General features: G+C 54.8%; 13 protein-coding genes and 1 pseudogene. 6 read left to right on the top strand and 8 right to left on the bottom strand.

The window, feature by feature from the left end; translation table 11 throughout:
- Positions 1–44 precede the first annotated feature (44 nt).
- Complete coding sequence (xseA, locus tag PYL13_RS01845) at positions 45–1,646, top strand: exodeoxyribonuclease VII large subunit (RefSeq protein ID WP_275640332.1); 1,602 nt, start codon at positions 45–47, stop codon at positions 1,644–1,646.
- 49 nt (positions 1,647–1,695) lie between these two features.
- On the opposite strand, the gene PYL13_RS01840 is transcribed toward xseA, so the two are convergent.
- Together PYL13_RS01840 and PYL13_RS01835 are read right to left on the bottom strand one after the other, a co-directional pair.
- Positions 1,696–2,898 (bottom strand): mandelate racemase/muconate lactonizing enzyme family protein, encoded by a 1,203-nt coding sequence (locus PYL13_RS01840; RefSeq protein ID WP_192486594.1) that lies wholly within the window; start codon positions 2,896–2,898, stop codon positions 1,696–1,698.
- Positions 2,899–2,959: 61 nt separating this feature from the next.
- Positions 2,960–3,667, bottom strand: coding sequence for a FadR/GntR family transcriptional regulator (locus PYL13_RS01835; protein ID WP_250983267.1), 708 nt, complete (start codon positions 3,665–3,667; stop codon positions 2,960–2,962).
- Positions 3,668–4,175: 508 nt separating this feature from the next.
- On the opposite strand from PYL13_RS01835, the gene PYL13_RS01830 reads away from it, so the two are divergent.
- Complete coding sequence (locus tag PYL13_RS01830) at positions 4,176–5,036, top strand: EamA family transporter (protein WP_275640331.1); 861 nt, start codon at positions 4,176–4,178, stop codon at positions 5,034–5,036.
- 3 nt (positions 5,037–5,039) lie between these two features.
- On the opposite strand, the gene PYL13_RS01825 is transcribed toward PYL13_RS01830, so the two are convergent.
- From PYL13_RS01825 to PYL13_RS01815, 3 genes are all read right to left on the bottom strand, one after another.
- Positions 5,040–6,287: an aminopeptidase gene (locus tag PYL13_RS01825; RefSeq protein WP_275640330.1), complete on the bottom strand. Its 1,248-nt coding sequence runs from the start codon at positions 6,285–6,287 to the stop codon at positions 5,040–5,042.
- Between the two features lie 152 nt (positions 6,288–6,439).
- Complete coding sequence (ybaK, locus tag PYL13_RS01820; protein ID WP_275640329.1) at positions 6,440–6,916, bottom strand: Cys-tRNA(Pro) deacylase; 477 nt, start codon at positions 6,914–6,916, stop codon at positions 6,440–6,442.
- 11 nt (positions 6,917–6,927) lie between these two features.
- Positions 6,928–7,278 (bottom strand): ArsC family reductase, encoded by a 351-nt coding sequence (locus PYL13_RS01815; RefSeq protein WP_275640328.1) that lies wholly within the window; start codon positions 7,276–7,278, stop codon positions 6,928–6,930.
- A 181-nt stretch (positions 7,279–7,459) separates the two neighbouring features.
- Between PYL13_RS01815 and PYL13_RS01810 the strand changes: the two genes are divergently transcribed.
- The 4 genes and pseudogenes from PYL13_RS01810 to PYL13_RS01795 all read left to right on the top strand — a co-directional run.
- Positions 7,460–7,627 (top strand): hypothetical protein, encoded by a 168-nt coding sequence (locus tag PYL13_RS01810; RefSeq protein ID WP_250983262.1) that lies wholly within the window; start codon positions 7,460–7,462, stop codon positions 7,625–7,627.
- Positions 7,628–7,925: 298 nt separating this feature from the next.
- Positions 7,926–8,564 carry a 5'-methylthioadenosine/S-adenosylhomocysteine nucleosidase gene (locus PYL13_RS01805; protein WP_275640327.1) on the top strand — a complete coding sequence of 213 codons (639 nt, stop codon included), beginning with the start codon at positions 7,926–7,928 and terminating at the stop codon, positions 8,562–8,564.
- Positions 8,565–8,646: 82 nt separating this feature from the next.
- Entirely contained in the window at positions 8,647–10,209 is a 1,563-nt protein-coding gene (guaA, locus tag PYL13_RS01800; RefSeq protein WP_192486585.1) for a glutamine-hydrolyzing GMP synthase, read from the top strand.
- A 598-nt stretch (positions 10,210–10,807) separates the two neighbouring features.
- Positions 10,808–11,032 (top strand): annotated as a pseudogene (locus PYL13_RS01795) (LysR family transcriptional regulator); the annotation flags it as partial.
- Positions 11,033–11,471: 439 nt separating this feature from the next.
- Here PYL13_RS01795 and PYL13_RS01790 read toward each other — a convergent pair.
- Genes PYL13_RS01790 through drmB form a run of 3 tightly spaced genes read right to left on the bottom strand, consistent with a single transcriptional unit; the run spans position 11,472 to position 17,392 of the window.
- Positions 11,472–13,925 (bottom strand): hypothetical protein, encoded by a 2,454-nt coding sequence (locus PYL13_RS01790; protein ID WP_275640326.1) that lies wholly within the window; start codon positions 13,923–13,925, stop codon positions 11,472–11,474.
- Positions 13,922–15,505: a hypothetical protein gene (locus tag PYL13_RS01785; protein WP_275640325.1), complete on the bottom strand. Its 1,584-nt coding sequence runs from the start codon at positions 15,503–15,505 to the stop codon at positions 13,922–13,924. Before PYL13_RS01785 ends, PYL13_RS01790 begins: the two co-directional genes overlap by 4 nt.
- A 21-nt stretch (positions 15,506–15,526) precedes the next feature.
- Positions 15,527–17,392 (bottom strand): DUF1998 domain-containing protein, encoded by a 1,866-nt coding sequence (gene drmB / locus PYL13_RS01780; RefSeq protein ID WP_275640324.1) that lies wholly within the window; start codon positions 17,390–17,392, stop codon positions 15,527–15,529.
- Positions 17,393–17,397 lie beyond the last annotated feature (5 nt).

Genomic DNA, 17,397 nt, shown 5'->3' with positions numbered 1-17,397 from the left:
TCCATAAACGTTCACAAACCGGTCATCATTGGCTAGAAACGGGAATGAGCAATTTTTTCGAGAGCGATTCTGGCAGCAATCTCACCGAGTTTTCCGTTTCGGAACTATCCGGTTCCATCAAGCGGACGGTTGAGACGGCGTTTGATCATGTGCGGGTGCGCGGTGAGATTTCCGGTTATCGTGGGCCACATTCTTCGGGCCATGCGTACTTCTCCTTGAAGGACGACAAGGCGCGGATCGATGCAGTGATCTGGAAAGGCAGTTTCAGCAAGCTGAAGTTCCGGCCGGAAGAAGGCATGGAAGTGATTGCCACGGGCAAGATCACCACATTCCCTGGCTCGTCCAAGTACCAGATCGTTATCGAAAACCTGGAACCGGCCGGCGCCGGTGCGTTGATGGCGCTTCTGGAAGAACGTCGCCGCCGGCTTGCTGCCGAAGGGCTGTTTGATCAGGGGCGAAAACAACTGCTGCCGTTCATGCCCAGGGTTATAGGCGTCGTAACTTCGCCCACCGGAGCAGTTATTCGCGACATCCTTCACCGTATTGCCGATCGTTTTCCGGTTCACGTCATTGTCTGGCCGGTGAAAGTGCAAGGTGACGGTTCGGGAGAGGAAATTGCAAATGCCATCAGGGGCTTTAATGCGATCGCCCCCGGCAGCGCTATTGCCAGACCGGATGTCCTGATCGTTGCGCGCGGCGGCGGCAGCCTTGAAGACCTATGGAGCTTCAACGACGAAATTGTGGTTCGTGCAGCCGCTGACAGCGATATTCCACTGATCTCAGCCGTTGGCCATGAAACCGACTGGACGCTGATAGACCACGCAGCCGATGTGCGTGCACCAACTCCAACCGGTGCTGCCGAAATGGCGGTTCCTGTTCGTGCAGATTTGCAAGCGCAGCTTGCTGGACTTGCTGCACGACTTGCCGGTTCAACGACACGGCAAATGGACAATCGTCGCCAGGGTCTGCGGGCGCTGGTTCGTGCATTGCCTTCGCTAGACCAGCTTCTGGCCCTGCCCCGTCGTCGTTTTGACGAGGCTGCCAGTGGGCTTGGTCGCGGGCTTGAGTTGAATACGCTGAACAAGCGGCGCACCTTTGAACGCATCGCCTCGGGTCTACGGTTAGACATGCTGGTTCACCGCCTGCAAGTGCAGCGTCAGACGCTTACTGAGCGTATGCAGCGGGCTGATCGCATTGTCGAACGTCGGCTATTACAGGCTACCTCTCGCGTATCGTCGTTTGATTCCGCCCTACGCTCCTTGCCTGTGCGGCTGCTGGGACAAGTTGAACGCCAAAAAGAACGGGTCACCGGTATTTCGCGGCGCGCCGATACAGCGGTTCTGCACCGCATGGCACAGAACCGCTCAGGACTGGCGGCACATGAGCGTATTCTACAATCTCTGTCTTATAAAAATGTTCTGAAACGTGGTTATGCTGTCATCCGCGATGAGGAAAACCGGACATTGACGCGCGCCGAAGCCATAAGCAGCGGCATGTTTGTGTCAATGGAATTTGCCGATGGTCGTGTGTCAGCCGTTACCACGGATGAGGCCGGGGCTTCATCTCCAACGGAGACGTCGGCGCCTAAAAAGAAGCCGACAAAGCCAGCATCATCCACCCCGACGGATCAGGGCAGTCTGTTCTAAAGGTCATCGCGCAAAGCTGGCTGGCAACTTTGCGCGATGAATGATCGGTTTAGATCGAATTGGCATCCGAGAAACGACGGCTGACGGTGAAGGCCTTTTCGAGATCCGGGTGCAGTTCCATGCCGAGGCCGGCACCGGGTGGCACAGTGATCATGCCGTTTTTCACTTCAGGCAACGCCGTCACCAGATCGCGGTACCAAGTCTTGTAGAAGGCACGGACACTTTCCTGAACCAATGCGTTTGGCGCATTGAGCGAGAGGTGGGTAGAAGCGCACAGCACAACCGGACCGGTGCAGTCATGCGGCGCGACCGGCAGGTGCCAGGCTTCAGCCATGGAAGCGATCTTGCGGGCTTCTGAAATACCACCGCACCAGCTGATATCCAGCATCATCACGCCAGCGGCACCGGTTTCTAGCAGGTCACGGAACGCCCAACGAGAGCCGAGCGTTTCAGACGCCGAAATTGGTGCCGGCGATACGGCAGCGTAACGTGCGAGGCTGGACAGGCTGTCCATTTTGATCGGGTCTTCGTGCCAGAAGGTGTTGTAGGGCTCCAGTGCCTTGGCAATCTGCATGGCGGGCAGAAGTTGCCACATGGAGTGGAACTCCACCATGATGTCCATTTTGTCGCCAACGGCCTTGCGGATTTTCTCAAACGGTACCAGTGCGCTTTTCAGATCCGGCATCGAGATATACTGACCACGGGTCTTTTCGGCGGCCGCGTCAAACGGCCAGATTTTCATGGCTGTGATGCCTTCTTCCAGCAGTGAATGCGCAAGCTCATCGGCATTGTGCAGGAAGCCGTTGAGATCGTCATATTCCTTGCCGCCGGACAGGCCGTAATTGCCGGTCTGCTGACCGGTCGCCTTTTTGATATATTCCGTGCCTGCGCAGGTGTTGTAGGTGCGGATTTCTTTGCGGCTGAAACCGCCAAGGAGCTGAGCAATCGGCTGGTTCGTTACCTTGCCGAATATATCCCAAAGCGCGATGTCAAAAGCCGAGTTTCCGCGTACTTCGGCACCGGACGACCGGAAACCGAGGTAACCGACCAGATCCTGCGCCAACAGGTCGATCTCCAGAGGATTACGCCCGATCACTCGTGGTGCAATATATTCATGAACATAGGCTTCGACGGTTTCAGCACCGTAGAAGGTTTCACCCAGACCGGTTATGCCTTCGTCCGTGTGAACCAATACCCATAGAAGGTTCGCCCGTTCCGCGACGCGGACGGTTTCAAGTTTCGTAATTTTCATAGATTTCCTCCTGGAAAGCGGTTCAGGGAAAATCAGCTGCCCCTGAACCACATAAGACAGATTATGCTATTCCTGCTGCGATGAGTGCGTGCACGCTCTCGTCGAAATGTTTCGCCATCAATGTCGCGGCGATTTGCGGATCACCTGCGGCAATGGCCTGCCCGATCGCAATGTGAAGTTGGCCTGCCGCATGGCGTTGTTCGTCCGATGTGCGGCTTTTCCAGCCAATCGGCCATGTCTGGCGTGTGACATTCTGGAACGCACCCAGAATGAGCTCAAACACCGGATTTTTAGAGGCTTTTGCAACGGCAAGATGGAAGGCGAGGTCGTGTTCCATGACCTTTTCATTGTGGCCAAAATCGACTTCCATCTGGTTGGCATGGTGCAGAATGTCCAGCGCCTCGCTGTCGGTGCGGCGTAGCGCAGCCAGCGTAACCGTCCGCACCTCTATGGTACGACGAACATCGTAGATCTGCTGAATAGTGATCTGTTCGGTATGAATGCCATGTTCGAACATCAGCGACATTGCACCATGATCAAGCGTGGCAACTGTTGCACGCTTGCCGGGACTCATATCAATCAGCCGCATGGCGGAGAGCGACCGGAATGCCTCACGCACAACCGTGCGCGACACACCAAGCTGCTGCGACAGCGTCATTTCGCTTGGCAATTTTTCACCCGGAGCCAATTCATTTTCTCTGATATGGCGGGTGATGGCGCTGATGGCACCACTGACAAGGCCAAGGTCCTGCGAAACCTCTGTAAACATTTCTCCTCCAACCTGTACTACAGGTTTATGGATTATTGCGTACAAGAGTTCGTTGATATGCGCAAGGTCACGTTACGGCATAATTCGCCAAATCGTAGCCTAATTTAGGAAAAAATTATGCAGTGAATTGCCGAATAGCAGGATTCCCAATGTACTATCGGCGGCAATACCAGTGAAAGATTGTCCAGGCTTGCCCAAACTCACCGGGCGACCGCTGCGTGGTCTTGTCGTGTTCTAGGGCACGGTCATCACGCCGATCCAGCAAATCGACGATCAGGACGACACATCCGTTTTCTTTCTCGGCCACCTTACCCAGACAACGCTAAATACAACTGACTCAGAAGGTGGTTCAGGTCAGTTCAGCCGCTAGACTGCCATTGTTCTGGGAACGCGGTCGGGAGTTCGCATTGGGCCTCCAAACTTCAAACTAACTGGCCGATAAAAATATCTTGACATCAAGATAAAATACGTCAATCCTAATTTATCTTGATGTAGAGTTTGTTTTATAATGCGAAATTTCCGGTACACAACCGATGTTGCAGCGACGGCCATTGCCCCAGGGATCTGGGGCAGCACCTATTTCGTCACCACGTCGTTTTTGCCGCACGGCTACCCATTAACTGTTGCTATGTTGCGCGCCCTCCCCGCTGGCCTGCTTTTACTGTTGCTGGTGAGAAAACTGCCGAACGGTATCTGGTGGGGGCGCAGCTTCCTTCTCGGAAGCCTCAACTTCTCGTTCTTCTGGGCCATGCTGTTTGTTTCAGCATATCGATTGCCCGGCGGTGTCGCCGCTACAGTTGGCGCAGTTCAGCCTTTGATCGTGATTGCCCTTTCACGCGCCTTCCTTGGCACGCCAATCCGTTTTCTTGCGATTGTTGCTGGCCTAATCGGCATAGCGGGCGTGGCACTGCTGGTTTTGACACCTCAGGCCGCACTTGATCCCATCGGTGTCGCTGCGGGTATCGCAGGTGCGGTATCAATGGCGTTTGGCACGGTTCTGACGCGTCGCTGGCAACCGGCAGTTTCCAGTCTAACCTTTACAGCGTGGCAATTGACGGCCGGTGGAATTTTGCTTGTACCAGTGGCGCTGCTGCTGGAGCCAGCCCTGCCGACGCCCAGCACAGCAAATATTCTGGGTATTGCCTATCTCGGCCTGATAGGTGCAGCATTCACCTATCTGCTCTGGTTCCGCGGGCTCTCCCGTATTGAACCGTCAGCCGCTGCTTCTCTTGGCTTTCTTAGCCCACTGGTCGCAACATTGCTCGGCTGGCTGGCGCTTGGTCAAAGCCTAGCGCCAGTCCAAATTGTCGGCTTCATAATGGTGCTGGGCAGCGTCTGGTTAAGTCAGCGCAGCCAGATGCCCCGATAAAGATCAGGCCCATTCGCCCTTGCGCATGACGGGCACCTTCGTACCGTCTGCGCGAACACCATCGATATCGACCTTGTCGGAACCGATCATCCAGTCGATGTGAATAAGGCTTGAATTGCCGCCTTGGGCCTTGATCTGCTCCTGGCTGAGCGAGGCACCATCAAGGAAGCACTTTGAATAGCATTGGCCAAGGGCAATGTGGCAGGATGCATTTTCATCAAACAGCGTGTTGTAGAACAGAATGCCGCTGGCCGAGATCGGCGAAGAATGTGGCACCAGCGCCACCTCGCCCAACCGGCGAGCACCTTCGTCTGTATCCAGTACCTTGTTCAGGACCTCTTCACCCTTGCTTGCCTTGGCCTCTACGATACGGCCAGCCTCAAACTTCACCTGGATGTTGTCGATCAAGGTGCCCTGATGCGACAAAGGTTTGGTACTCGAGACATAACCATCGACCCGCAGCGCATGCGGTGTGGTGAACACTTCTTCCGTCGGAATATTCGGATTGCAGGTCACGCCATTTTTTGCCGTCGATGCACCGCCGTGCCATTCATGGCCATCAGCAAGGCCGATCGTCACATCCGTACCGGGGCCGGTAAAGTGCAGGCTGGCGAAACGTTCGCCATTCAACCACTTTGAACGTTTGGCAAGGTTGGCATTGTGCTGAACCCACGCAGCGACTGGATCAGCCACGTCAACACGCGATGCCGCAAATATCGCATCGGCCAGTTTCTTGACCGCCTCGTCTTCCGGCACATCGGGAAATACCAACTTGGCCCAAGAAGGGTTGGGGTAGGAAATGATGTTCCAGTTGATATCAAAATTGGAAATCTTCTCCAAAGCAGGTTTGTAAGCCATGGAGTTGGCCTTGTTGGCGCGAGCAACCTTTGCCGGATCTTCCGCCGAAAGCAGCATTGGATTGTCGCCGGAAATAGCCAGGCGTGCAGCGCCGTTTGCATAGGCTTTTGCCATGCCTTCGTACAGCCAGCCGGACGCTCTGTCGAAATTGCCATCGCTGGCATGGCGATAGCGCGCCAGCGTGGTTTCCTCATCCGAATAGAATGTCGTCACCAATCCGCTGCCAGCCAGATAGGCGTGCTTGGTCAAAAACCGAACCAGAGGCAGGGCAGCGAGCGGCGCCGTGATGACCAGATCCTGATCCTTCTGCAATTGCAGACCCACCTTGATGGCCACTTCGGCCAGCTTTTCAAGTTTGACAGGATCAATGGATGACGAAGATGAGAGTGTCATGATTTACCTCGAACTTTGTTACCAGAACGGAACGCAGGGCTGGATTCTTAGAGCCTGCGGCCCGACTTGGGAACCATGAACGTGATAAATTTCAGGCGGCGAACAATCACCTCTCTCCGTCGACCCGCAACACCACCCTGTCTTGAGAATAACTATTCCGCGACAATCGGGGCGACAATGGCATTGAGTGTTGTGACAGCATCTTGTGGCGACAGGCGCACCTGAAGGCCACGCTGACCACCATTGATGTAGACATACGCCTCAGTCATCGCCTGCTGCTCAACTGCTGTTGGCACTTTCTTTTTCTGTCCAAACGGGCTGATACCCCCGACGTGGTAACCGGTGATGCGCTCCGCTTCCGCAGGCTTCATCATCTGGGCCGACTTGCCACCAAAGGCCAATGCCAGCTTTTTCATGCTGACTTCCTTATCTGACGGAACTACGACGCATACAGGTTTGCCGTCCAATTCAGCCATCAATGTCTTGAGAACGCGATGCGGAGGCTCACCGATCGCCTCTGCCGCCTGCAGACCGATGCGATCCGCCCCGGGGTCATAGTCATAGGTGACGGTCGAAAACGTGATCTTGTTCTGGCTGAGAGCCTTAGTCGCTCGCGTGGTCTTGGACATTATTTCTCACTTCAAGCGGAAAACAGGCGCTCGTAAATTTCAGGCTTAAAACCGACTGTTACGGTTCCGTCCTTTTCGAGCACCGGACGTTTGATCATCGAGGGTTGTTCGAGCATGAGGGCAACTGCCTTATCTCTCGACAAATCAGCCTTAGATGCATCGTCCAGCTTTCTGAAGGTCGTGCCGGCGCGATTTAGCACCGTTTCCCATTCCGCCTTGTCACACCAGTTTTCAAGGTGCGCACGGTCAATGCCTTCCGCCTTGTAGTCGTGAAAACGATAATCGATGTTGTGCACTTCCAGCCACGTGCGGGCCTTTTTCATCGTGTCGCAATTCTTGATGCCATAAATGGTGACTGTCATCGGCTTCCCGTATTCTTGATCAAACAGATGCAAGCCATAACAAATTCTAGCGACTGTGCAAATTTCCCGAGCAGCTTTTGCGCCAGATCAAACATTTCTGCATGGCTTGCCTGCTATATCATCGGTTGTAAACAGTCTCTTTGAGGACCATTATTAGGGCGTAAAAGAAACGGAGAGTAAAATGCGTAATATCGCAAAGAATTCGCGTAATTTCATTGGCCAGACGATCGCTATCTTTGGTGCCGCTGCATCGGTTTCTGCCGCTGTTCGCGCTCACCGCAAGCCAGCGCAGTCCGACCTTGAAGCCCTTGGTATCGATGCTGCTACTTTCGACAAGGTGCAGCTTTAATTCCGAGTCTACAGCCTGTTGCGTGGCGAGACATCTGTCTCGCCCTGTTGAGAAAGATTAGGCGCATCTAGCCTTAAAACACTTGAAGCCTCACCATATTGCTTAAAACCACGCAAGGTGATGCACTGAAAATATAACGATATATATTTTCACTTTATTTCCCGTATAAATTTTTCGTTAATGATATACTTGGATCGCATGAGGCCGCCGTCATACGCCGCGCCCATACCATGCGCTAGGCATCGTCATATTCATCGGCTAAACAAAGGCCTTTCAGCACGTTGAAAGGTATAGTCATATGGATTTTCAACTTCTTGATATTGCCGGGAAATCAATTCTTTTTGCCATGGCAGCAGAAGCGGAGTACGGCCCACACCTCAAAGCAAGAATATCGCCACTGATGATTGGCGTTGGACCGGTCGAAGCTGCTGTGTCCCTGACCGCCGCCCTGTCTCTGCTCAAGACCAAGGGTGAGCTGCCTGACCTTGTTGTTTCACTTGGCTCTGCCGGCTCGCGCAGTTTGGAGCAAACAGGTGTTTACCAGGCTACGTCCATTTCCTACCGCGACATGGACGCATCACCCCTCGGTTTTGAGAAGGGCCGCACTCCATTTCTCGACCTTCCAGCAGAAGTAAAGCTACCGCTTTTCATTCCCGGAATTGAGGGTGCTCGACTATCGACCGGAGGCAACATCGTGTCCGGTTCCGTCTATGATACGATCGACGCGGATATGGTGGAGATGGAGAGTTTTGCCGTGTTGCGCGCCTGCCAATATTTCGGCATTCCGATGGTCGGGCTGCGGGGAATTTCCGATGGCAAGGCAGAGCTTCACCACGTCAATGACTGGACGGAATATCTTGACATCGTTGATGAGAAACTGGCGCTGGCCATTGACCGGCTGACATCTGCAGTTGAACAGGGCCAGATTGCCCTTTGAACCATTGCCTCACCGCAGAAATTCTGCTGTTTGGAGTCATCTGACAGTTGCCTAATCTGCCGGATTTCTTTAAAGGCTCGCCATGGAAAACACAGCACATCCCGACAGCGTTCTCATCATCGATTTCGGTAGCCAGGTCACGCAGCTCATTGCGCGCCGTGTCCGTGAAGCCGGCGTGTATTGCGAAATCGTTCCCTTCCAATCAGCTGAAGACGGTTTCAAACGTCTGCAGCCCAAAGCGGTTATCCTTTCTGGCAGCCCAGCCTCGACACTGGAAGACGGTAGCCCACGCGCTGCACCAGTTCTGTTCGATAGCGGCGTTCCAGTTTTTGGTATCTGCTATGGTCAGCAGACCATGTGTATGCAGCTCGGTGGCAAAGTCGAAAGCGGGCACCACCGCGAATTCGGTCGTGCCTTCCTCGAGATCGACAAGGACTGCGCCCTGTTTGACGGCGTCTGGTCTGTTGGTTCTCGCCACCAAGTGTGGATGAGCCATGGTGATCGCGTAACGGCTCTGCCAGACGGTTTTGAGGTGGTTGCTACCTCATCCAATGCGCCGTTTGCATTCATCGCCAACGAAAAGAAGAAATATTACGCCGTTCAGTTCCACCCGGAAGTCGTGCATACGCCCGATGGCGCTAAACTGATTTCCAACTTTGTTCACAAGGTTGCGGGCATCAAGGGCGACTGGTCGATGTCGGCTTACCGTGCCAAAGCTGTTCAGGCTATCCGTGACCAGGTTGGCGACAAGCGTGTTATCTGTGCCCTCTCTGGCGGCGTAGACAGCTCTGTCGCAGCGCTGCTCATCCATGAAGCCGTTGGTGACCAGCTCACCTGTATCCTCGTGGATCATGGCCTGATGCGCAAGGACGAGGCAGCCAATGTGGTTGCCATGTTCAAGGAACACTACAACCTGCATCTCATTCACGTTGACGCTGTTGATCGCTTTATCGGCGAGCTCGAAGGCGTCAGCGATCCTGAGACAAAACGCAAGATTATTGGTCGCCTGTTCATTGAGACCTTTGAGGACGAGGCCAAGAAACTTGGCGGCGCCGATTTCCTCGGCCAGGGCACTCTTTACCCTGACGTTATCGAAAGCGTCTCCTTTACCGGCGGCCCTTCCGTGACCATCAAGTCGCACCACAATGTCGGCGGTCTGCCTGAGCGTATGAACATGCAGTTGGTTGAGCCGCTGCGCGAACTGTTCAAGGACGAAGTGCGTGTGCTCGGCCGTGAACTTGGCTTGCCGGACAGCTTTATCGGCCGCCATCCTTTCCCAGGCCCTGGTCTTGCCATTCGTTGCCCAGGCGGCATTACCCGCGAGAAGCTTGAAATCTTGCGCGAAGCAGACGCCATCTATCTGGATGAAATCCGCAAGGCTGGCCTTTACGATGCTATCTGGCAGGCATTTGCTGTTTTGCTGCCGGTTCAAACCGTTGGCGTCATGGGCGATGGCCGCACATACGAGTTTGTTTGCGCTCTGCGCGCTGTAACCTCCGTAGACGGCATGACAGCGGATTTCTATCACTACGATATGGAATTCCTCGGCCGTGCCGCAACGCGCATCATCAACGAAGTACGCGGTATCAATCGCGTTGTTTATGATGTGACCTCGAAGCCACCTGGCACAATCGAGTGGGAATAAGGCTCGTCCTTTGAGAGATGCTTCTTGAACCAAGTAACTGAGGGCCGCCGCTGGAGATATCCATCGGCGGCTTTTCTCTGGCCGGCGCTGGGGGCGTTTTTCCTGAATGGGCTTGTCGGGAGCAGAAGTGAAATCCGGCCGTCTAGTGCTGCCGCATTCTCCTCACCTATTCTGATACGCTGGCCGCCTGCTTTCTGCTTTTGCTTCATAGCGATTTGTACGCCTTCTCTCTGACCGTTTCGTTCGTCCACGATGAACATAGGAGCTGGCCTGTTGCAGCGGTTCCTATGCCTGTGTGGCCCGTCCGACTTTTGCTTTTAGGTGATTGAGGTTTGCCCCGTGATTTAGGTTTGCGCCTTCCAGTTCGCCGCCAGAGGCCGAGCGCGCAGCGCTATTCACAAAGAGGTTGAGAGGCGGCGCTAATTGCAGTCATTGTCGCCCTCTGAGGGGCAAGCAAGTCGATCGATCAGCTCTATTACGCCCTGCCTTTCGCACCGGGCCGATCATAAGAAGTGGTGCAGCACGTTGTGCTGCCTTTTTTGGCGCCGGCCGTCGTGTTGTTCGGTCTCCGCTGCGTGCCTACAATGATTTCGTCAAGGCGATGCGGCGATTGTGCCTTGATGGTTTAGGCTTGGGCCGTGTTGGCGGTTTTCATGTGGAGGAAGATATTGAAGCGGGCAGACTTGTGTCTGTTCTGGACGATTATAATCCACGTGATGCCGAGGTTATCTGGTGTGTCTATGGTGGTTCGGGACCATTGTCTGGCCGGGTACGCGCCTATTTGGATTTTCTGAGCGAGCATGTTGTGCGAGCGTGGCCTTGATTTTCTTGCGGGACGTCTACCATTGGTTATTGAGCGTTTTGTCGCCGGCGGTTTTTCCAGGCTTTGACTTTCGCATTGGGCAGCTTTGGTGTGCCTTGGTCGTTGTGCTTTGAGCAGGGTTATTTTCGCGGGCGCGTAGGTGCCGGCAATGGTCTGCGGTTTCTTTTAGTTTTGAGATTTTGATTTTTTGGGGGATGTTTTGGTGATTTGGTTGCGGGGCAGGATTTGGGATTTTTCTGTCCCGTTGCGTCGGCTGTGCCTCCTTGCGGGCCCCTGAGGAGGCGTTAACTCCTCGACGCGTTACCAACAAAAAAGCCCGCTTGCTGCGGGCTTGTTTTATTGGTTGCGGGGGCCTAAGACCACAGAGACTTGTAACTAAAAATTTCTGTGAACCCCATTGGCAAGAGAATCATATTTACTTCTCATACGCGAGCGACAATCAGTTCGGCTTAATTGCGGCCTTTACTGACTTTCGATGAGCTTCTGCGACAGAGCCAACCCCCATCATCGGGCCGTAAACCGCGGTCATGCGTTCCATTATGTCAACGACAACTTCGCTGAGAAGTTCGCCTTGGGACGGCAATGTCAGTCGATACAGCGTGAGTGTGTGAGGCCGGAGGTATTTTTCCAAGTGTTGACGCTGCGCAGCCGACACCGGTGCGGCAAAGCAGGCCTGTATACACCAGTAACACGTCGCCCAGCACTCTAGGAGATCGACCGGTACTTGGCCGTCGATGTTCTGAAAATAGAGCTGCCGGAGCGGCGAGTTCGCGCCGTGTATCAACCCGAAAATTAAACGGCCTACGATATCGGTCCAACCATTGCGATTATCCTCAGCCGCCAAAACCTTGTCCGATGAAGGCTGCCTCACCACTTTGATATCCGCAGAATAGGCAGCCTGGCAGATAATCATTAGCATTAGTCGGAAACGCAGAATTTCAATCGTATCAACGCTTCCAGCCTCCTGTTTCTCCTTGAGCCGCTTTTGAAATTGGGAAACCGCCTTGAGCAGGCGATCGCGTTCCGCTCGGCGGTTTCGGCTTTGCACCAGCTCGGCTTCCTTCAAGGACCGCGTCGGCTTCAATGGCTCGGCCATCGTTCCGCCCGCGAATTCCCTGCCCCCAAAATCGGAAACGGCAGGGTCGAACGCTTCATCACTTTGAGTGAGTTCGTGAACGCCTGCGTCTTCATTCTCCACCTCCAGCACCGTCTCTGACGCGCCCAGCAGTCGGTTCAGCGCGCTACGGATGCTTAAATGCGAACTGCCAGCAAGTGTGTTGTGGAGGCTCTTCCCCGGCGCTGCACCAATGTCCTGCCGAGAATTCAAAAATTCTTCATAGGACAAGACGTGGTAGGTCCCGCCCACATCCTTAGTCTCGCGCCGCGTGCGCGGTACAAATGCAGCTCCCTTCCCTCCTTGATCGGCCTGATCCAGTCGCTGAAGCAGGTCAAAGATTTCTAGCGTCTGCAATGTAGCGACTGAGGTGTCCTCCAAGCCGGTCAGCGCTTGCTCCAGTTGGCGGAGCCCTCTCTCACGCGACGCAACTTGGATGTCCTGCGGATAGGCAATGATGGCGGGCGAGGACCATTTCTCGCCTGGTTGCTTCGCGATGGCAAAGACGGGCACAACATCCCTCACGGATGCGCCGAAGCGGTATCTCAGCACATTGCCATCACTCTGAAGCGGCACAAGTTCTATAGCGACTTCGTCGCCTCTCTGATCTAGCAGGGCTAGATCGCAAACGAGATTGGCGTAGTTAGGCGACGGACACCAACGTAGTTGGTCGCCAAGGATTCGGAACTCGCCGGGATTTGCCGAGGCGAGGCGCTCTAGTTCGATCTCGTCTTCTGGAAGTCCGCGGGAAGGGATATCGGCAATCGAAAGTGGTTTGCTTGAAAATACTTCGGTTAGACCAAGTTCGATCAGCGCCGAACCGGACGGGAGACGACGATAGAGCGATGCTTCCGCATTTACCCCGGGTAGGGTGCCGGTACCGAGCGCCGCCAGGGTGCAATTGGCGCTTCCAAAAAGAACGTGGTCTGAATTCTTGCCCTGGGCGATGATCACCTTCGCGTGAATGAACCGCGATTTGAACGCCTTGCCGCGATCATAGAGGCGTAACACCGATAAAACCGCAGAAGGAACTGACGGAAATGCAGTCACTTCCTTGTCGATAAGCACGGAGACCTCGGACGGCTTCCAAGTGGACGTCAAATACTGAAGCGCGACGAGTTGCTCGTCCCAGTAGGGACTAATGATGAACAAGCGTTGTATAGGTTCATCGACAAGACCAATAAAGCGATCGGCAATCGCAATGCCTGCACCGCTTGCCAGGAAAGCGGCTAGCGTTCCGTCGGTCAGTGAGATTGCTCCCTGAACAGACTCCGTTTCGGACAGCCAAGGAGTACGTCGGCGCAGAAATTCCAGCTGTGCCTCTACCGCTGGATCGCTTTGATCGAGATGGCGGAGTAGATAATCTAACGCTTGGCGCAGAATGCTCCGCTCGCCGCTCGGTTCAGCTGTTGCTCGGAGTTCGCTGACAATTTCGAGGTTACCTGCGATACCACTGGCGGTGAGGTTGGCCGACCCTATGAGCATCCGCCCCTTCCCGCGTCCAAGCTGAACAAGTAATTTCGTATGAAACACGCCACCAGCGTGTTCACCCAGTGCGCCTGAGACCGAATAGAGACGGCCAGCATAGCGCGGCAACCGAAAGGCTCCATCAAGAGAGGCTGTCACCATCCGACTATCGCAGAGTAGGAGATTGTTGCGGCATCCTGCGCCGCGAAGCCTAGAGAGAACAATAGTTTCGTAAGCGTCGAAATCAACGTTGAAGGTCGAAGCGATGCTGGAGTGGTAACCTCCTTCGGAATATTTCTCGTAGAGCTTCATTCTGCTGCTAAAGCCTCAAAACCGTAGGGCGTGAGGCCGTTCGCTGTAAGGACATGGATGTCCTTTAGGAATGTAATCGCCGGTTGAAGACGAGGATTGGTGTAAACGGGACCATCCTGCTTGCGCCGTCGTAACCGGCCGTTCTGCGATTCGATTAGGAAGGTGTAATCTTTCTGCTGACGCAGCTTACGCATCGCGACTGCAATATGGCGTCGGACCACACGCTCCTCAACAAGCCGGGCGACTAGCTCCCAGAACCCTTGGTTCTCGTAATGTTGTAGGAACACACGTTCGCTCAGCAAGGAGTGAAACGCTTCATTTGTAACCGGCCCTAGTTCCGCTTCGAGCGGCCAAGCCTCTATAAGACTGCGCTTGTGCAACGCCGCCAGGAGCCTAACGGCCTTAAATGCTGTTTCACCGTCTACAAAGCCATTGGCACGACGGGCCGTTCGCATAATGTCTTCAGCCAGCGACCACTCGCTATCAGACCGGCGTCGGTCGCTTGCATTGTTTGTGAGTTCGATCCCGTCAAGAAAAGCCCGCCAACTCTGCGGAGCTGCGCCCGAAGCCTCCCGCATATCAACAACGAGTTGTTCCAGTAACTGCCTCGGAGGAATACCCGCCGGTTCCGCGCCCAGCACATCAAGGACAAATCGCAAAAGTGTTTCGAGCGCGACGTGGCAGAGATCGTTGGCCTGATAAATGCGCCACCGTTCGCAGTGCGCTATCAAAGCCGTATTGGCGAGTTCGAGACGCTCACCGTTTTGGGTCTGCCCGGCATAAAGCGCCCAACGGAGTTCCTCGGGATCAGGAGGGCTGCCAAGTATCTCCGCAACCCTGAGTACGAGGACTAGGGTTTGCGTCCGAAATGACCCTGGCGCATCATCAGCAGATTTTCCAAACATTACGCGCTGATAGACATCCCGCTCCGCGCTACAAAAGGCAATCTTCGACGGCGCAAACGGATTCAATGCATCCAACTCTGCAAGCGTCACAAACCCGCGTGCATGAACATCTTTGAAAAGTTGGGCCGCTTCCGCCATGGCAGATTCAAAGCCTTCGGCAAGTGCCATACCCGACTCCTCGCTGGGAAGGGGGATGCCGTGGCCCTCGCCACGCGATAGAACGCCGATCTCATAGAGCTGGCTTTGATAGGCCAACCCAAAAACGCCCCAGCTCTGAGCGAAATAGTGGTCATCCGATCCCGGCGCAGCGGCCGCAGCGAAGTCGATCGGAATTGACCCGCCTCCCGTCTTCGCGGTAGTCACCGCGCGCATGGCCCAAAACGTCCCCGCAACGCCGAACTCGCCGCCAGCCTGATTCGCGATCAGGGCGTATAGAGCTTCCGCGCGACGCAGGAATACACGCCATACCTCTGGATCGGTGCTGCCATTCGTTTGCAGATAGTGGCGCAGCAGCCACGGATAGAAACCATAGTAGCGCATTCGTAGGGTCACGTTGCCCACGCCAGGAATAAGACGTTGATAGAGTGCTACACTGCTGTTTTGCATGCCGAGCGGGTCTAACCCGCCCTTCTCAGCATAGTAAGTCCATTCAGGTACATTCAGCGCATCTACCACGGTATTCCTCGCTTGCTCGTCTCAAGGAATTCCAACGCACGCGTAACGCGAGCCAACAACGGTCGGGACAAGCAGTCCACGATCGAGCCGCGTATTACGGGCTTCGCACGATGTCTCCGGTATGAGCAAACACGCGTGGCATGCAGCACCATGAAGATGTCGGTCGTCATGGTCTCCATCGGGAGAGTGCTCAGCGCAGATTGGGTCGTTCGAACATAACTGCAGTCGCTTCATCGCACGGGTTAGCAACTCGCCAACACGGTGCGCCATACCGCTGAGCCCGCCAAGAGTTCCTTGGCCACCGGCCGTAGACGTGTAGATCAGCAACCCGTACCGATCGGCTTGCCCGGCTCCACTCGAATAGACACGCTCTTTTAAAGATGACAGCGGGTAGCCACATTCCAATGAAAGCTCGGACATCAGTGCGTGAGAAAGCGAGTGGAGAGCCCAGTAGGCTATTCCTAAATGCGAAGGTGGGCGGCCAAACCGCTCGGCGTCAAGCCTTTCCCCCTCCTTCAAGACCAATGTCCGATCACCCACGGCAGGCAGTCCGCGCCAGCGCCTCAGGAACTCCGGGTTCACGTGGAGAAAGATGCCTTCGCCAAACTGCTCTATCGCGGGAAGCCATTCGACGTTCCGAGCAAGGTCAGCTCCGTCAACGGCAAGTTGGATTTCATCCAACTCGCTCTCCGCAGCCGTTGGAGGCGGCTCAAGACGGGTGAATCCATATAGGCAGGTTACTTCTCGAAGCCGATGAACCTTGACGACCCCCGCCAAAAAATCCCGCCAAGACTGATCCAGCTCTAATTCGGCAATGGGCATGGTTTCGGCGAAGAGGTGCGACGACGGACCGTCGTGTCCAATAAATCGAGCGCCGGACGCCAGAATGTCGAACTCGGCAATGCGAGGATTTGTAGACGCAGAAGCGTCCCCGGCTTCCTCATCAAGCGCCCTCAAAATGTCTGCGTCTGAAAACTCTGAAAATGCCTCCTTAGTGTGCGGCAAACTGCGAAGAACATCGATGAAGTTTGGCAACGCTCGAATTGAGTCGATGGTCGGTCGATGTTCCTGAACCGTCTGTCGAACTCGGCTGTCCGAATTGGTTAGTGAAATGACCGTGACAGTCTGAGCGAAATAGGTGTTGGTAGCAGACCTTGGCAGTAGGCGCAGATCAATGCCGCATTCTTCGTCATGCAGCCTCTGTGGCTGGAGCCACGGACTTTCGGCTCGACATGTGCCAAGGAACTTAGGCTTGTAGAGGTCCGCCATGGTTAGCATAGAACCGCAGGTACAGCGGACAGAGATATCCGACGGATCAGAACTAACGCCACGCTCAACCCAGTACATCGGTTTTCGACAAGCTTGATCGCCATTGCGGTGAACCAAATATCTCCAGCCAATGTCCTGAAGATGTCCTTTCGTGCAGGCGGCGACGAAGCGGATGGGATTCACCTCGCGTCGCTTTCCACGATCGTTCTTGTAGGAAAGCTTCCCACCCTTGGTCACAGTTAGATGGTCAAACTCAACCAACCGTCGGCGCTTCTCCATGTTGGTCGACGCCATATCGCCATCAGAGGAATTGCCATCCTCGTCTACGGTAAACCAGCTCGGAAAGAGCAGGACTTCGACGCCGGGCGCGCGGTCATCACGGCGCTCCTCGTCCTGTTCCGGCGGCTGGCGAAGACCCGAAAATGTCGGGCTCAGCTTGTCACCCAACTGATCACGAAGAAGGGCAATAAGGCGATCCTCGGCCACCGTCTTCATGTTTGGACCATAGCGCCACCCCTGCAACCCGGATACAATCACGGCTTGATCGGGAAGGTCGAGCATGGCTCCCGGCCCATAGGTCAGAAGCAACTGGCTAAAACTTTGTGTGATATCTGCCATGGTCT

The sequence above is a fragment of the Agrobacterium sp. Azo12 genome, from assembly GCF_029193765.2.
Lineage (GTDB): Bacteria > Pseudomonadota > Alphaproteobacteria > Rhizobiales > Rhizobiaceae > Agrobacterium.
Note: the sequence above shows the minus strand (reverse complement) of the source record. Positions and strands in the feature narration are given on the sequence as shown.